At 60.1% G+C, this 14945-nt stretch carries 16 protein-coding genes; 11 read left to right on the top strand and 5 right to left on the bottom strand.

Features of this window, described 5'->3' with window-relative positions; translation table 11 throughout:
* Positions 1 to 37: 37 nt before the first annotated feature.
* From ribH to D6C00_RS03545, 5 genes are all read left to right on the top strand, one after another.
* Positions 38 to 514, top strand: a complete 477-nt coding sequence (ribH, locus tag D6C00_RS03565; protein ID WP_125180345.1) for a 6,7-dimethyl-8-ribityllumazine synthase — start codon at positions 38 to 40, stop codon at positions 512 to 514.
* 1 nt (position 515) lies between these two features.
* The gene (nusB, locus tag D6C00_RS03560) at positions 516 to 1013 is read left to right on the top strand and encodes a transcription antitermination factor NusB (protein ID WP_125180344.1); all 498 of its coding nucleotides are present in this window, start codon (positions 516 to 518) and stop codon (positions 1011 to 1013) included.
* A 7-nt stretch (positions 1014 to 1020) separates the two neighbouring features.
* On the top strand, positions 1021 to 1992 hold the full coding sequence (thiL, locus tag D6C00_RS03555) for a thiamine-phosphate kinase (protein WP_125180343.1): 972 nt from the start codon (positions 1021 to 1023) through the stop codon (positions 1990 to 1992).
* Positions 1993 to 2239: 247 nt separating this feature from the next.
* The gene (locus tag D6C00_RS03550) at positions 2240 to 2725 is read left to right on the top strand and encodes a phosphatidylglycerophosphatase A family protein (protein WP_125180342.1); all 486 of its coding nucleotides are present in this window, start codon (positions 2240 to 2242) and stop codon (positions 2723 to 2725) included.
* Between the two features lie 274 nt (positions 2726 to 2999).
* The gene (locus tag D6C00_RS03545) at positions 3000 to 3629 is read left to right on the top strand and encodes a VPLPA-CTERM sorting domain-containing protein (protein ID WP_125180341.1); all 630 of its coding nucleotides are present in this window, start codon (positions 3000 to 3002) and stop codon (positions 3627 to 3629) included.
* Positions 3630 to 3707: 78 nt separating this feature from the next.
* On the opposite strand, the gene folE2 is transcribed toward D6C00_RS03545, so the two are convergent.
* The 5 genes from folE2 to D6C00_RS03520 form a co-directional block, all read right to left on the bottom strand.
* Complete coding sequence (folE2, locus tag D6C00_RS03540) at positions 3708 to 4535, bottom strand: GTP cyclohydrolase FolE2 (RefSeq protein ID WP_177433197.1); 828 nt, start codon at positions 4533 to 4535, stop codon at positions 3708 to 3710.
* Between the two features lie 3 nt (positions 4536 to 4538).
* A complete protein-coding gene (gene queD, locus D6C00_RS03535; RefSeq protein ID WP_125180340.1) occupies positions 4539 to 4922 on the bottom strand; it encodes a 6-carboxytetrahydropterin synthase QueD in 384 nt (127 codons plus the stop codon).
* A 46-nt stretch (positions 4923 to 4968) separates the two neighbouring features.
* Complete coding sequence (gene dxs, locus D6C00_RS03530; protein WP_125180339.1) at positions 4969 to 6870, bottom strand: 1-deoxy-D-xylulose-5-phosphate synthase; 1902 nt, start codon at positions 6868 to 6870, stop codon at positions 4969 to 4971.
* 74 nt (positions 6871 to 6944) lie between these two features.
* A complete protein-coding gene (gene ispA / locus D6C00_RS03525) occupies positions 6945 to 7850 on the bottom strand; it encodes a (2E,6E)-farnesyl diphosphate synthase (RefSeq protein ID WP_125180338.1) in 906 nt (301 codons plus the stop codon).
* Positions 7837 to 8070, bottom strand: coding sequence for an exodeoxyribonuclease VII small subunit (locus D6C00_RS03520; RefSeq protein WP_125180337.1), 234 nt, complete (start codon positions 8068 to 8070; stop codon positions 7837 to 7839). Before D6C00_RS03520 ends, ispA begins: the two co-directional genes overlap by 14 nt.
* A 742-nt stretch (positions 8071 to 8812) precedes the next feature.
* Between D6C00_RS03520 and D6C00_RS03515 the strand changes: the two genes are divergently transcribed.
* The 6 genes from D6C00_RS03515 (at position 8813) to D6C00_RS03490 (ending at position 14913) form a co-directional block, all read left to right on the top strand.
* Positions 8813 to 9721: a restriction endonuclease gene (locus D6C00_RS03515; RefSeq protein ID WP_125180336.1), complete on the top strand. Its 909-nt coding sequence runs from the start codon at positions 8813 to 8815 to the stop codon at positions 9719 to 9721.
* Between the two features lie 133 nt (positions 9722 to 9854).
* A complete protein-coding gene (locus D6C00_RS03510; protein WP_125180335.1) occupies positions 9855 to 10904 on the top strand; it encodes a DUF262 domain-containing protein in 1050 nt (349 codons plus the stop codon).
* On the top strand, positions 10897 to 11547 hold the full coding sequence (locus tag D6C00_RS03505) for an MAE_28990/MAE_18760 family HEPN-like nuclease (protein ID WP_125180334.1): 651 nt from the start codon (positions 10897 to 10899) through the stop codon (positions 11545 to 11547). The genes D6C00_RS03510 and D6C00_RS03505 overlap by 8 nt, the downstream gene beginning before the upstream one ends.
* Before the next feature lie 721 nt (positions 11548 to 12268).
* On the top strand, positions 12269 to 12688 hold the full coding sequence (locus D6C00_RS03500) for a rubrerythrin family protein (RefSeq protein WP_125180333.1): 420 nt from the start codon (positions 12269 to 12271) through the stop codon (positions 12686 to 12688).
* 82 nt (positions 12689 to 12770) lie between these two features.
* Positions 12771 to 14114, top strand: a complete 1344-nt coding sequence (locus tag D6C00_RS03495; RefSeq protein ID WP_125180332.1) for a heterodisulfide reductase-related iron-sulfur binding cluster — start codon at positions 12771 to 12773, stop codon at positions 14112 to 14114.
* Between the two features lie 217 nt (positions 14115 to 14331).
* A complete protein-coding gene (locus tag D6C00_RS03490) occupies positions 14332 to 14913 on the top strand; it encodes a DUF3501 family protein (RefSeq protein ID WP_125182344.1) in 582 nt (193 codons plus the stop codon).
* Positions 14914 to 14945: the final 32 nt, after the last annotated feature.

Here is a 14945-nt window from a genome sequence, read left to right as displayed (position 1 = left end):
GATCACAGTTCATTTATACACAGAGAACGCAGACAACATGACCGACATCACCGAAATCGAAGGCGGCCTGACCGTCCGGGATGCGCGCATCGCCCTGCTGGTGGCGCGCTTCAACAGCTTCATCGTCGACAGCCTGCTCGAGGGTGCCGTCGACTGCCTGGTGCGCCATGGCGCCGAGCGGCGTGATCTGAAGATCGTGCGGGTGCCCGGCGCCTTCGAGATGCCGCTGGTGGCCAAACGCCTGGCGGCGGGCAAACAATATGACGCCATCATCGCCCTGGGGGCGGTCATCCGCGGCGGCACACCGCATTTCGAGTATGTCGCCGGCGAGTGCACCAAGGGCCTGGCCCAGGTCGGGCTGGAGCACGACATCCCGCTGGCCTTCGGCGTGCTGACGGTGGATACCATCGAACAGGCCATCGAGCGTGCCGGCACCAAGGCCGGCAACAAGGGCGTGGAGGCGGCCATGTCGGCCATCGAGATGATCAACCTGCTGCGCAACCTGGAGACCTGAGATGGCCGCGAGCCCGGCGACCGGTAGATCCCACCCCAACGCCGCCCGCAGCCGGGCCCGGCGGCTGGCCATGCAGGCCCTGTATCAGTGGCAGTTCACCGCCATGGACGCCCATGAGATCCTGGCCCAGTTCGAGCAGGACGAGGCCGAGCTGCGCAATGCCGACCGTGCCTATTTCCGGGAGCTGGTCGAGCGCGTCACCGCCCGGGCCGTGGAACTGGATGCCTGCTATGCACCGGCGCTGAACCGGCCGCTCGAGGAGGTCAATCCGGTGGAGCGTGCCATCCTGCGCATTGCCACCTACGAGCTCATGCAGCGTATCGATATTCCCTACAAGGTTGTCATCAACGAGGCCGTCGCCCTGACGCGCAAGTTCGGGGCCGAGCAGGGACATTCCTTCGTCAACGGCGTGCTCGATCAGGTGTCGCGGCGGCTGCGCAGTGTTGAACATCCGCAGGGTGAGCCCGGCGGCGGCCTGCCGGGGGCCGGTGGCGGCTGAAGCCGGTATGCCGCTGAATGAATTCGATCTCATCGCACGCTACTTTGCCGGGCTGACGCCGGCCCGCGATGACATCCGGCTCGGCATCGGGGATGATGCCGCGGTCGTCAGTGTCCCGCCCGGCCACGACCTGGTCATTGCCACCGACACCCTGGTCGCGGGCGTACATTTTCCCCCTGATACCGATCCGGTAGCCATCGGCCACAAGGCCCTGGCGGTCAATCTCAGTGATCTGGCCGCCATGGGCGCCGATCCGGCCTGGGCGCTGCTGGCCCTGACCCTGCCCGAGGCCGATGCTGCCTGGCTCGCGGCCTTCGCCGAGGGCTTCGGCCGGCTGGCGAGCGAATCGGGAATCGCGCTGATCGGCGGTGACACCACCCGCGGTCCGCTGACCGTCACGGTGACGGTGCATGGCCGGGTGCCGGAAGGGCAGGCGCTGACCCGGAATGGTGCCAGGCCGGGCGACGCGATCTATGTGAGCGGCGGCCTGGGCGCGGCTGCGGCCGCGCTGGCGCTGCGCGAGGCCGATGCCGATCCGGATGCATTGCAGGCCAGCCGGTTACGGCTGGATTATCCCGAGCCAAGGCTTGCGCTGGGCCGCGCGCTGCGCGGGCTTGCCAGCGCGGCCATCGACATCTCTGATGGCCTGCTGGCCGATCTCGGCCACCTGTGCCAGGCCAGCGGCGTGGGCGCTGAAATCGACGTCGATGCCGTGCCCAGGCATCCGGCACTGACGCAGTTGGTGAGGGGCGATGATACGACCTGGTACGACTGGCCCCTGGCCGGCGGTGATGACTATGAACTCTGCTTCACCGTGCCGGATGCGGCACAATCCCGGATCGCGGCAGTGGCGGAGTCAACCGGCATCGCACTGACGCGGATCGGCGAGATCACCCCGGGGGAAGGCCTGGAGTGCCGGCATGCCGACGGTTCTGCCTTCCGGCCCGGCGCCGGCGGCTATCAGCATTTTGGTCCATGAGTTGAGTTGATCGGGGCAACCGGAAGAGCGCAACCCGATCTCTCCGCGTCATCCCGGCGCAGGCCGGGACCCAGGTGCCGCTGCGGTCACTGGATTCCGGCCTGCGCCGGAATGACGGGAAGAGGGGACAGACGAGCCCGTAGGTCGGGTTGGCCCGAATGGGTGTAACCCGACACAACTGCGGTACCTGTCGGGTTACTCTGCGCTAACCCGACCTATTTGCTGCCCTTGGAGCAACGGATCGCCTATGAAACAACCCACCATCCACTGGTTGAAGGACCCCCGCCATCTGCTGGCGCTGGGTTTCGGCAGCGGCCTGGCGCCGATCGCCCCCGGCACCTTCGGGACCCTGGCCGGTGCGGTGCTGTATCCGCTCATCGCCGGACTGGAGCTGCCGGTCTATCTGCTGCTGGTGGCCGCGGCCTTCCTGCTCGGGGTCTGGGTATGTGGATATACCGCCCGGGCGCTCGGCGTGCACGACCATTCCGCCATCGTCTGGGACGAGGTGGTGGGGCTGTGGATCACCCTGGCGGTCGTGGCCCCGGGCTGGCCGGCCCTGGTCCTCGGCTTCGTCCTGTTCCGCCTGTTCGACATTCTAAAACCCTGGCCGATCCGCTGGCTCGACCGCCATGTGCAGGGCGGTCTGGGCATCATGATCGACGACGTGCTCGCGGGGGTGTTCGCCGGCCTGTGCCTGTGGCTCGTGGCGGCCGCGGGCTGGCTGCCGGGATAATGCGATGAAAAATAATGATTAATGTTATAGAGACTCTGATGAATCCAATTAATCCCGTCATTGCGAGCGGAGCGAAGCAATCTCATACTGCAGAATCAAGCGCTTTGAGATTGCCGCGTCACTTCGCTCCTCGCAATGACGAATTAATCAGGGCTTTCTTATATAGGTGACCCTGTCTTTTAAATCTAACGGTTTTGTGTAATATCGAAGCGGCAGTGATCACCAGCTGACTGCCTTTATCGAAATAATAAAATAACCCCTGGAGGATAAAACAATGAACAAGCTCATCACGATGGCCTCTGCGGCTGCGATATTTTCCGTCTCGTTGCAGGCCGGTGCCCAATCCTGCTTCGCGGATGGTTATGCCTATTCAGGATCGCTCACGGCCTTGTCGAGCACCGGGGATGTGGTCTCGGTCGACACGGGGCTGAGCGGCTCAGTGAATTACGATTCATGTACCGGGTCGGGCAGTTTTGTGCTTGACAGTACGGTCGTCATGGCTGGTGTCGAGTTCAGTTTTTCGGCTCTCGGTCTGAACGCGAATGCAGATGGAAGCGTGCATATGAGCGGGACAGTGCAGCAGCTTGATTCCAACGGTGACCCGCACCTCGCGCCTTTCGACTTTTCCTATGACTTCGCTGCCGATGTGCTGCAGGACGACGCGTTCGGTGTTGAGCTTGATATTCTCGCCCTGGACGGGGATGGAGACGGCATCCTCGGCAACCAGGTTACATCAGGGGCCTGGACAGGCCTGAGTGGTATATTCGAGGGAACATTCAGCAACCTCGGCAACAACGGGAACAACTTTCCGGCCTACAGTCCGGTTCCCGTTCCGGCTGCTGTATGGCTGTTCGGAACCGGGCTCGTTGGCCTGGTCGGCATGGCCCGGCGAAAAACGAGTTGATTGAAATCCGGGGCCGCCTCGTGACCACGAGGCTGTTCCCTGACGATGACCGAGCCTGTCACCGCGCGGGTGGCAGGCTCAGGCTTTCTCAGCCTCCTCGTCCTTGATGATCATGGCGTAGGCCGAGTGGTTGTGGATGGACTCGAAGTTCTCCGATTCCACCACGTAGGAGCTGACGCGCTCGTCGGCGTTGAGGCGGGCGGCGACGTCGCGCACCATGTCCTCGACGAATTTCGGGTTGTCGTAGGCGCGCTCGGTGACATGCTTCTCGTCGGGGCGCTTGAGCAGGCCGTAGAGCTCGCAGGAGGCCTCCTTCTCCACCAGTTCGATGAGTTCCTCGATCCAGATGAAACCCTTGGTGCGTACGCTGACCGTGACGTGCGAGCGCTGGTTGTGGGCACCGTAATCGGAGATCTTCTTGGAGCAGGGGCACAGGCTGGTGACGGGAATGACCACCTTGATATTCATCTGCGGGTGGCCCTCATGGATCTCGCCGATGAAGCTGACGTCGTAGTCCATCAGGCTCTGCACCCCGGAGACCGGCGCGGCCTTCATGACGAAGTAGGGGAAGTTCATCTCGATGTGGCCGGACTCGGCGTCCAGCAGCTCGGTCATCTCGCCCAGCATGTCCTTGAAGGACTTGACGGTGATCTCCTTCTCGTGGCGGTTGAGGATGTCCACGAAGCGCGACATGTGCGTGCCCTTGAAGTTGTGCGGCAGGCTGACGTACATGTTGAAGTTGGCGATGGTGTGCTGCTCGCCGTCGGAGCGGTCGCGTACCCGCACCGGATGGCGGATGTCCTTGATCCCGACCTTGTCGATGGCGATATGCCGGGTGTCCGGGGAGCTCTGCACGTCCTCGATCTCTTTGCTGACCTTGGCGGAGGCGGGTTTCATCTGGCTCATGTCTCAGTGGTCCTCTGTATAGCGCACACAGGCACGGTCGGTCTCCCACAGCGTGACCGAGCGGACGTGTATCCTGTCATTGTTCAGTTCCGCGGCCAGCTCCCGGTAGAAATAGGCGGCGATGTTCTCCGCCGTGGGGTTGACCTCGGTAAAGGGTTCGACCTCGTTCAGGTAGCGGTGATCCAGGCGCTCGCCGATGCGGCGGGCGGCGTCCTTGATGACCTTGAAATCCACGCCCATGCCGACGTCGTCCAGGGCGCCGGCGTCGACTTCGGTCTCCACCTTCCAGTTATGACCGTGCATACGCGCGCAGGCGCCGGGGTACTCCCGCAGCGTATGCGCCGAGGCGAATTCGGTCAGGACCTTGAGTGTATAACGGGCTGCCACGGGATGAGATACCTGAATCTGTGGGGAAATTACGAATCTGTCGTCTTCAGGAGACTAAGCGATCGGCCTTGCCGGCGCAATTTTCACCAGCCTGCCAACGGTTTATTGCCTCGCGGATGCCGGCCGCGTCGAGCCCGCACTCGGCCAGCAACTCCTCGCGGGTGCCGTGCTCGACGAAGCGGTCGGGCAGGCCCAGGCGCAGCACAGGGCGCTGCAGGTCGTGCGCCTGCAGGCATTCCAGTACCGCCGCTCCGGCCCCACCGGCGGCGGCGTTCTCCTCCAGGGTGACCAGCCGGTCGTGATTGGCGGCGACCTCGAGCAGCAGGGCTTCATCCAGCGGCTTGACGAAGCGCATGTTGATCACGGTCGCATCCAGCTCCTCCGCGACCTCCAGGGCGGGCGCGAGCAGGCTGCCGAAGGCGAGCAGGGCGATGCCGTGGCCCTGGCGGCGGGGCTCGGCCCGGCCGATGGGCAGGGTGTCCAGATCCGACCCGATGCTTACGCCCGGGCCGCGGCCGCGCGGGTAACGCACCGCGGCCGGGCCGTCGTGACGGTGCGCGGTGCTGAGCATGCGCCGGCACTCGGCCTCGTTGGCCGGGGTCATGACTACCATGTTGGGAATGCAGCGCAGATAGCTCAGGTCGAAGGCCCCGGCGTGGGTGGGGCCGTCGGGGCCTACCAGGCCGGCGCGGTCGATGGCGAAGGTCACCGGCAGGTTCTGCAGGGCGATGTCGTGGATGGTCTGGTCGTAGGCGCGCTGCAGGAAGGTGGAGTAGATGGCCACCACCGGGTGCAGGCCGTCACAGGCCATGCCGCCGGCCAGCGTCACCGCGTGCTGCTCGGCGATGCCGACATCGAAGTAGCGCTGCGGGAAGCGCTCCGAGAATTCCACCAGACCGGAGCCCTCGCGCATGGCCGGGGTGATGGCCACCAGCTCCGGGTCGGCCTCGGCCATGTCGCACAGCCAGTCGCCGAACACCTGGGTGTAGGTCGGCGCGCCGGGCTTGCCGCCGCCGGCGTTGGTGCCGGTGTGCGGATCGAACTTGCCCACGCCGTGATAGGCGCAGGGGTTGTCCTCGGCCGGGCTGTAGCCCTTGCCCTTGCGGGTGACGATGTGCAGCAGCTGCGGTCCCTTGAGCGCGCGGATGTTGCCCAGGGTCTTGACCAGGCCGTGAACGTCGTGGCCGTCCACCGGGCCGATGTAGTTGAAGCCCATCTCCTCGAACAGGGTGCCGGGCACCACCATGCCCTTCATGTGCTCCTCGGCGCGCTTGGCCAGCTCGGCCACGGGCGGGAGGTTGCGCAGCACCTTCTTGCCGCCCTCGCGCATGCTGGAGTACATGCGCCCCGACAGCAGGCGGGCGAAGTAGTTGGACAGCGCGCCCACGTTGGGCGAGATGGACATGTCGTTGTCGTTGAGGATGACCAGCAGGTTCGCGCCCAGGTCGCCGGCATGGTTGAGCGCCTCGAAGGCCTGGCCGGCGGTCATGGCACCGTCGCCGATGATAGCGACCACCCGGCGTTCCGACCCGCTGTGGGCGGCGGCGATGGCCATGCCGGTGGCGGCGCTGATGGAGGTGCTGGAATGCCCGACGCCGAAGCTGTCGTAGGGGCTTTCGCCACGCTTGGGAAAACCGGCCAGGCCGTGGCGCTGGCGCAGGCTGGCCATGCGCTCGCGCCGCCCGGTGAGGATCTTGTGCGGATAGCTCTGATGGCCCACGTCCCACACCAGCCGGTCGTCCGGGGTGTTGTAGACATAGTGCAGGGCGAGCGTCAGCTCCACCGTGCCCAGCCCCGCGGCCAGGTGGCCGCCGGTCTGGCTGACCGAGGCGATCAGGAACCGGCGCAGCTCGTCGGCGAGCGCCACCAGCTCGGCTTCCGGCAGCTGACGCAGGTCGGCCGGGGAATCGATCCGCTCGAGCAGGGGATAGGGCTGGGAGTAGGGCATCAGGCGACTACCAATATAAACGGTACATTATCCGGTGTCCGGCGGGGTGATTCAAGGATACCGCGGGCAGGGGATCAGTGGCTGCGGGTCAGCAGATGGTCGGCCAGACCGTGCAGCGGGGCGGCCTCGGGGCCGAATTCCCCCAGTGCCGCGCGGGCCTCGTCGATCAGTTCCCGGGCCCGCTGTCTGGACTCGGCCAGGCCCAGCAGGGCCGGGTAGGTGGGCTTGTTGCGGTCCTGGTCGCTGCCGGCGGGCTTGCCCAACACGGCGGTATCGCCCTCGACATCGAGGACATCGTCCTGGATCTGGAAGGCCAGGCCCAGGCATTTGGCGTAGCGGTCCAGGGCCCGCAGGGCGGATTCCGGACAGTCCGGCCGGCTGAGCGCGCCCAGCAGCACGCTGACCCGGATCAGGGCCCCGGTCTTGTGGATGTGCATGTCCTCCAGCTCCAGCAGGCTGAGCTCCCGGCCCACCGCGGCCAGGTCAATGGATTGGCCGCCGACCATGCCGCGCGAGCCGGCAGCCTGGGCCAGCTGCTCGATCATGCGCAGCCGGGTGGCGGCGTCGGCCCGGATGTCGGGGTCGTGGGCCAGAGTGTGGAAGGCCAGCGCCTGCAGGGCGTCGCCGGCCAGGATGGCCTCGGCCTCGCCGAAGACCTTGTGGCAGGTGGGATTGCCGCGGCGCAGGTCGTCGTCGTCCATGGCCGGCAGGTCGTCGTGGACCAGGGAATAGGCGTGGATGAACTCCACCGCGCAGGCCGGGGCATCGAGCGCCTCGGGCGCCGCCCCCACCGCCTGACCGGCGGCATAGACCAGCACCGGCCGGATGCGCTTGCCGCCATTCAGAGTGGCGTAGCGCATGGCCTGATGGAGAGATTGCGGATGGATGTCCCCGGCCGGCAGGCGGGCCTCCAGCGCGGCCTCGATCCGCCGCTGGCAGTCCGCGAGAAAGGCCGGAAAGCCGCCGTCAGCCTTCGTCACGTTCCAGCGGGACGGGCTCGCCGTCCTTGTCCAGGAGCTGCTCGACCTTCTGCTCGGCCTCGGAAAGCGCCTGCTGGCAGGTGCGGATCAGCTCGATGCCGCGCTCGAACGAGGCCAGCGAGGCCTCCAGGGACAGGTCGCCCTGTTCCATCTTCTCGACCAGGCCCTCCAGCTCGACCAGGGTCTTCTCGAAATCGGGTTGTGCTTTCTTGCGTGCCACGGTGGTGCGGGTGTCCTTATCCGGGAGCCGGCTACGGTAGCGTGACGGGGCGGGGTGGTCAATCTGGGGCAGGGAGGGAGAGGGGGGGCGTCGGCCGCCCCTGTCAGCATTTGCTTACAGGAATTTCAGCTTTATTAATGGCTTGGCCGCTTGAGCCGCAGGCGGGAGGGCGGGGTATAGACGACCTGAGGCCGCAACCCGGCCTGGACACGGGTGGTCCACCCAGCCTCAAGAACAAGATTAACAAGGCCCTACAAGATCAACGAAGCCGAGCCGGAGCAGTTGCGTACCACCATGATCGCTAGGAGTAGTCGCTGCGTCATGCAGTGCGATACGCAGCTATCCGATCCGGATACGGGGTTGTTTCCCAGCGTTGTCTTGTTCATTGCCTCTGACCGCTGTCTCACGGAGTACAAGATGCACTGCCTGTGTTGCAGCGACCGGTTGAAGTCATAGCATGGAACTTCTGCGGTCAGGGTGGTGCGATATTCCGATTATCATTGTTGCAGCGCTGAATCAGTCAGCTTTCGACCTGCCCTTGACGGCCTATCACGATTCGAGATAACGCAAGTCAGATTAGGTAATCCTGTTGATATTTATAAGTATTTAGGCGAAGATCGCTGCGAGGATATGTCACAATATCCGGAATCGGGGATATTGGAATAATAGGCAGAATCTGCATATTACCAATAATATGGATTCCGTATAACACACTGTTAGCCTTACAAAATTAAAAGAGCACATGAGTTTTCCGAACGACATCAAGCTGGCCATGCGGGACTGCATTCTGAAACTGTTCTGGCCCAAAAACGACATTATTGCCTTTTTTGAGAACAACAGCTGCACAAAGAACGACGTCAGGGCTATTGGCGACTTCAAGACAATGCACAGGTACGCTGTTGTGGACGCCATGTTCAATCACCTGAGCGGGAAACCAGACAAGGGTCTCGGGCAGTTTCGTGCCATGCTCCAGTCGCTTATCGCATGGAAGCATTTCGACACGTACTACTTCGATAAGCTCAAGAAACTTAATCGCGCTGAAGCGGAACGCTCAATTAACCATCTGAAACAACTTCAAGAGATCAGAGATCATAAAATCCAGGAGCAACGGAAGGAGCGGGAGCGCAGAGAGGCAGATGCGCGTGCTCCAGGCGCAGCACTTCCAGAACTTAAGGCCAAGTTCATCGCTTTGCTTCAGGGTGAGATTACAGGCGCTAGGAGAGGGTATGAACTTGAGAGTATTCTCCAAGCATTGGCAAAGCTCGCGTCGCTTGAGGTAACTGAGCCTTTCCGTGTGAATGGTGAGCAGATCGACGGCGCAATCAAATACGATGGTGAGCACTACATTATTGAAGCGAAATGGCAAGACAAAGCTGCCGCTAATGAGGCTGTATATCAGTTTGCCGGTAAGATCGAAGGGAAGATGTACGGGAGAGGGCTTTTCTTCTCGATTCACGGGTTCAGTGAGCACGTTGTCGGCTCTCTTGTGGCAGGCAAAGCCATCAAGACCGTGTTTATTGACGGTGGAGATCTAGTCTTAGTTCTCGAGGGTCTCGTCAGCTTCACGGAGATGCTTGACCGCAAGATTAAGGCCGCGCAAACAAAAGGTTTGATCTACATCGATGTTATTACGGGAAAGGTCAAGGCGTGATGGCTAACAATCGGTTGCGCTCCGACCCGAAAAAGCGGTGCGATTTCGGTGGCAACAGTCGGCCTCGCACGGCCGCTTTTTCGGTCGGGTGAACCGAAGCGTTATGGGAAACTAGTATAAAATCGGAGAAAAAATGAGCAACTTAGAAGATCAGATTTTAAGCGGAAGGAATAGTTTGTCTGCTGATAGGCTCGACATGTCATTTGGCGAGCTTATGAATATGTATTCAAATGAGTTGGTAATCGACCCGGAATTTCAACGCTTGTTTCGATGGGATTTGGAGCAGAGGTCTAGGTTTATCGAATCTCTCCTCCTGGGTATCCCGATACCATCAATTTTTGTTGCCGAAGATACAGATGGCAGGTGGGAAATTGTAGACGGCCTACAAAGATTATCCACAATACTATCTTTCTTTGGAATGCTTAAACATACTCCTGAAAAGAATGGATGGACTCTCATGGCAGGAGATGTCGTTGAATCACTGGAAGGACTTGGAATTTCAGACCTGCCAATTAAATATCAGTTGAATATCAAACGTTCGGTTTGCCGAATTGAAGTAGTTAAGTGGGATAGCAACTATGATATGCGGTATGAGCTCTTTAACCGATTGAATACCGGGGGGTCTCCACTGACTGATCAAGAAATACGCAACTGCATCTTCCGAGGTATTTCTGTTGAGTTCACTAACTTAATAAAGCATCTCTCATCAAAAGACGATTTTATCGAATTGGTCCAGCCAACGCAGAAGCAGCAAGATGAACTTTATCTAGATGAGCTGGTCCTCCGATTCTTTTCTCTCTTTCAGAATCATGAGAATGTCAACAAGAATCTTTCTGAGCATATGACTGAGTATATGAAGATGGCCACAAAAGATGAGGTCGATTATGAAGGAAAGGTGGAGGTTTTCAATCGAGTTGTTGAAATCGTCAGTTCTCTTGGGCGGAGTGCCTTGAGTGGTAGAAATGGCCAGTTCTCAACCAGCCTGTATGACGGTATCTTTAACGGAGTGGCTGGGAATATTGAATATTTTGAGCAGTCAGACCGGAGTAAACTTCAAGAGAAAGTTGAAGCTCTAAAAGATGACGAAGAGTTCAAGAAGGTTTCTGGTGTGGCATCTAACTATAAGGAGAGGGTAAAAAAGAGAATTGAAAGAGCCCTCGAGGTTTTCTCCCCAGATGAGTAACTTGCAGTCACTTCTTTTTTGCGAGCTAGATTCATTGCAAAACAAGATGTACAAGTGTAAGACTGTGCATCTTCGCTATTCAATGTTGCCGGAGCATAAATATTTCCTACTTCGTCAGTCAGTCTTGGGGATCTATGCTGAATGGGAAGGATTTATAAAAAAAGCAATTGCTCTTTATTTGCAGGAAATAAATAAGATGCGTCTGCCATTTTCTACCTTGCACGACTATTATATATCTTATCAAACAGACAATGTGGCCAAATTCAAGTCGCCAAAGACTAATTTTGGAGCAATTGCAAAACTGTCGAGGAGCCTATTTGAGATGTATCAGGGTCCCGTTGTCTTTAGCACAGGAGTAAATACAGAGTCGAATGCCAACTTAAAAGTAACTAACTCAATTTTGGATAAGCTTTGCTTGAAATGTCTGAGCCCAAATTATGAGGGCCCGCTTAATAAGCTGCTAAAATTTAGAAATTCTATCGCTCACGGGGATGAAGGCATCCCAGTGACCCAGAGTGATATCGATAGTTTTAGCCTGCTTGTTCAAGACTTAGCGACTGATTTTGCCCTTTCCGTTAATGAAGGATTCGAAAGCAAAGTCTATTTGTCCCATAACAATGCCATGCACGCGACAAGCGCGTGATAGCATAAGGGTCAGGTCTTGCAATGCGACAAGCGAATGTTTGATTGCAAGACCTGACCCCGTTTACGCAATTCTTTGACGAAGACATGTTCCTCTTTATGTTGATCCGTTTTTGTTATGGAAATCACCATCCCAACAAGATCAGGCGCTGCATACGGCGATAACAAATTCATTTAACCACTTAAACTACTTGATCAAGAAAAGCCGAACAGATGATGCGATAGCAACGCTAATTGCAATATCTGAATGCCAAGAAGTCGGTCTTGGGATAGCATAAGCAGAGCATAAGGGTCAGGTCTTGCAATGCGACAAGCGAATGTTTGATTGCAAGACCTGACCCCGTTTACGCTGACCCCGTTTACGTGACCCCGTTTACGGACCCCGTTTACGCGTGTGGATCTGTCGCAGGAGCGGCAGAATCTGTCCTGTCTCGAACTACCGGTAACCTGGCAGTCTGCCTGACAGCCGGACGCCCGGTCCGGATCGGATTTTCCGGAGTAGGGCAGGTCAATCCGGCACAGGCCGGATATTGACCGGAATCCGAACGAGGACAAGGACTTGCTTCCTTCCCCCCTTTACCGCGCTGTCACCTGTTCTTCCTCATCCCGTCCACTACACTTCGGCTTGACTCCCGGCTGGGAATTGGATTAAAGTCTCTCCACATTTAGACAGAGTCTAAATTTGCGGCAACTGCTATAACCCTGAACAGGAGGAAGTCATTATGGAACTGAAAGGCACCAAGACCGAACAGGCACTGAAGGACGCCTTCTCCGGCGAGTCCCAGGCTAACCGTCGTTATCTGTATTTCGCCTCCAAGGCGGACGTCGAGGGCTACAACGACGTCGCCGCCGTGTTCCGCTCCACCGCCGAAGGCGAGACCGGCCACGCGCACGGTCACTTGGAGTACCTGGAAGCCGTCGGCGATCCGGCCACCGGCCTGCCCATCGGCGGCACGGCGGACAACCTCAAGGCGGCCATTGCCGGCGAAACCCACGAGTACACCGACATGTACCCCGGCATGGCCAAGGATGCGCGCGACGAGGGCTTCGACGAGGTCGCCGACTGGTTCGAGACCCTGGCCAAGGCCGAGCGCTCACACGCCAACCGCTTCCAGAAGGCGCTGGACAACCTCGACGACTGAGGTTGCCGGCCTCGGCTGAAGCACTGAAGCGGGGCCGGATAATCCGGCCCCTTTTTGTTCCCGGATTGACAGGAGCAGCAGTATGAGCGCGCCACGCGAAGGCAGCCTGGAGGCGCCGCAGCGCCATCCCCTGGGCTGGAAAGAGGAATCCTTCTACGACGAATCCGCCCTGTTCAGCGAACTGGAGCGGGTGTTCGACATCTGCCACGGCTGCCGCCGCTGCTTCAGCCTGTGCAACGCCTTTCCCACCCTGTTCGACGCCATCGACGAATCCGACACCATGGAGCTCGACGGGGTGCCGAAAAAGGTCTACTGGGACGTGGTCGATCACTGCTACCTGTGCGACATGTGCTTCATGACCAAGTGTCCCTATGTGCCGCCGCATGAATGGAACGTGGATTTTCCACATCTGATGCTGCGGGCCAAGGCGGTCAAGTACAAACAGGGCAAGACACGCTCGCGCGACAAGCTGCTCACCTCCACTGACCTGGTCGGCCGGCTGGCCGGCATCCCGGTGGTTTCCGGTGTGGTCAACAAGGCCAACAGAATGCCGGCGGCACGCAAGCTGCTGGACAAGACCCTGGGCGTGCATCCCGATGCCTTGCTGCCCGAGTATCACAGCGACACCCTGCGCAAGCGGGCGAAGGGACATCAGTCGCGGCACAGCAGCGCGGAGGAGGCCGGCCCGACCCGTGGGAAGGTTGCCCTGTTCGCCACCTGCTATGGCAACTACAACGAGCCGGACGTGGGCGAGGACCTGATCGCCGTATTCGAGCACAACCGCATCCCGGTGCGGCTGGTGGAGAAGGAGCAGTGCTGCGGCATGCCCAAGCTGGAACTGGGCGATCTGGAGGCGGTGGAGAAGGCGAAGGACGCCAACATCCCGCAGCTGGTCAAGCTGATCGACGAGGGCTGGGACATCGTGGCGCCGGTGCCCTCCTGCGTGCTGATGTTCAAACAGGAGCTGCCCCTGATGTTCCCGGACGATGCCGATGTGGCGAAGGTGCGCGACAATATCTACGACCCGTTCGAATACCTGGCCCTGCGGCACAAGCACGACAAGCTGGATACCGACTTCAAGCAGCCGCTGGGTAAAATTGCCTACCAGGTGCCCTGCCACCTGCGGGTGCAGAACATCGGCCTGAAGACCCGCGATATACTGCAACTGGTGCCCGACACCGAGGTGCAGGCCATCGAGCGCTGCTCCGGCCACGACGGCACCTATGCCGTGAAGTCCGAGTTCCACGAGGTCTCGATGAAGATTGTCAGGCCCGTGGTCAACCGGGTGAAGCAGGCCGAGGCCGACCACTACAGCAGCGACTGTCCCATGGCCGGCCACCAGATCGAGAACGGCCTGCAGTCGGGCCAGGGGCCGGAGCATCCGCTGACCCTGCTGCGCAAGGCGTATGGATTGCCGGGTGCATGAATTGACCGTGGAGGTGTATCACCCACGGATAAACCAAGGAACCTATGATTATTCCCTTTTCCGTCATTCCCGCGAAGGCGGGAATCCATGAACCGCCGCGGCCACTGGATCCCCGCCTACGCGGGGATGACGGTAGCTTCGGGGTTGTAGCCAATATTTCAGACCGATGTGTAACAAACGCAAATCCTGAACAAACCGAATCCAGAAGGTAACCATGATGGAAAAGCTGACCCGCGACGATCTCTACTCACTGGAACAGTACGCCGAGGTCCGGCCCGAGTTCCGCACCAGGGTGCTCGCGCACAAGAAGAACCGCAAGCTGCCGCTGGGCCCCAACGCCACCCTCTATTTCGAGGACCGGCTGACCATGCACTACCAGGTCCAGGAGATGCTGCGGGCCGAACGCATCTTCGAGGCCGCGGGCATCGAGGACGAACTGGCTGCCTACAACCCGCTGATCCCCGACGGCAGCAACTGGAAGGCCACCTTCATGATCGAGGTGCCGGACCCCGAGGAGCGCAAGCAGCTGCTGGCGAAACTGGTCGGGGTCGAGGACAGGGTCTGGGTGCGTGTGGGTGAACATCCTGCGGTCTTTGCCATTGCCGACGAGGACATGGAGCGCGAGACCGAGGAGAAGACCTCCTCGGTGCATTTCCTGCGCTTCGAGCTCACCCCGGAGATGGCCGAGGCCGTCAGGAAGGGCGCCGGTGTGAGCGCCGGCATCGACCACCCTGAGTTTCCCCATCAGGTGGAGCTGCCGTCGGCCGTGGTCGAGTCCCTGGCCGCCGATCTGGACTGACGGCGGCCGCCCGGCGTGGTGGCCTTGTCAGC

Source organism: Thiohalobacter thiocyanaticus (genome assembly GCF_003932505.1).
Taxonomy (GTDB): domain Bacteria; phylum Pseudomonadota; class Gammaproteobacteria; order Thiohalobacterales; family Thiohalobacteraceae; genus Thiohalobacter; species Thiohalobacter thiocyanaticus.
The sequence above is the reverse complement of the archived record's forward strand: the minus strand, read 5'-3'. Positions and strand labels throughout refer to the sequence as shown.

Bases quoted from the DNA above. Each gene is read 5' to 3' on its own strand.
- D6C00_RS03550 (WP_125180342.1), top strand. From the start codon at position 2,240: ATGAAACAACCCACCATCCACTGGTTGAAGGACCCCCGCCATCTGCTG.
- D6C00_RS03495 (WP_125180332.1), top strand. From the start codon at position 12,771: ATGAGCGCGCCACGCGAAGGCAGCCTGGAGGCGCCGCAGCGCCATCCC.
- D6C00_RS03500 (WP_125180333.1), top strand. From the start codon at position 12,269: ATGGAACTGAAAGGCACCAAGACCGAACAGGCACTGAAGGACGCCTTC.
- folE2 (WP_177433197.1), bottom strand. From the start codon at position 4,535: ATGAGCCAGATGAAACCCGCCTCCGCCAAGGTCAGCAAAGAGATCGAG.
- thiL (WP_125180343.1), top strand. From the start codon at position 1,021: ATGCCGCTGAATGAATTCGATCTCATCGCACGCTACTTTGCCGGGCTG.
- D6C00_RS03545 (WP_125180341.1), top strand. From the start codon at position 3,000: ATGAACAAGCTCATCACGATGGCCTCTGCGGCTGCGATATTTTCCGTC.
- D6C00_RS03515 (WP_125180336.1), top strand. From the start codon at position 8,813: ATGAGTTTTCCGAACGACATCAAGCTGGCCATGCGGGACTGCATTCTG.
- D6C00_RS03505 (WP_125180334.1), top strand. From the start codon at position 10,897: ATGAGTAACTTGCAGTCACTTCTTTTTTGCGAGCTAGATTCATTGCAA.
- D6C00_RS03510 (WP_125180335.1), top strand. From the start codon at position 9,855: ATGAGCAACTTAGAAGATCAGATTTTAAGCGGAAGGAATAGTTTGTCT.
- dxs (WP_125180339.1), bottom strand. From the start codon at position 6,870: ATGCCCTACTCCCAGCCCTATCCCCTGCTCGAGCGGATCGATTCCCCG.
- D6C00_RS03490 (WP_125182344.1), top strand. From the start codon at position 14,332: ATGGAAAAGCTGACCCGCGACGATCTCTACTCACTGGAACAGTACGCC.
- nusB (WP_125180344.1), top strand. From the start codon at position 516: ATGGCCGCGAGCCCGGCGACCGGTAGATCCCACCCCAACGCCGCCCGC.
- ribH (WP_125180345.1), top strand. From the start codon at position 38: ATGACCGACATCACCGAAATCGAAGGCGGCCTGACCGTCCGGGATGCG.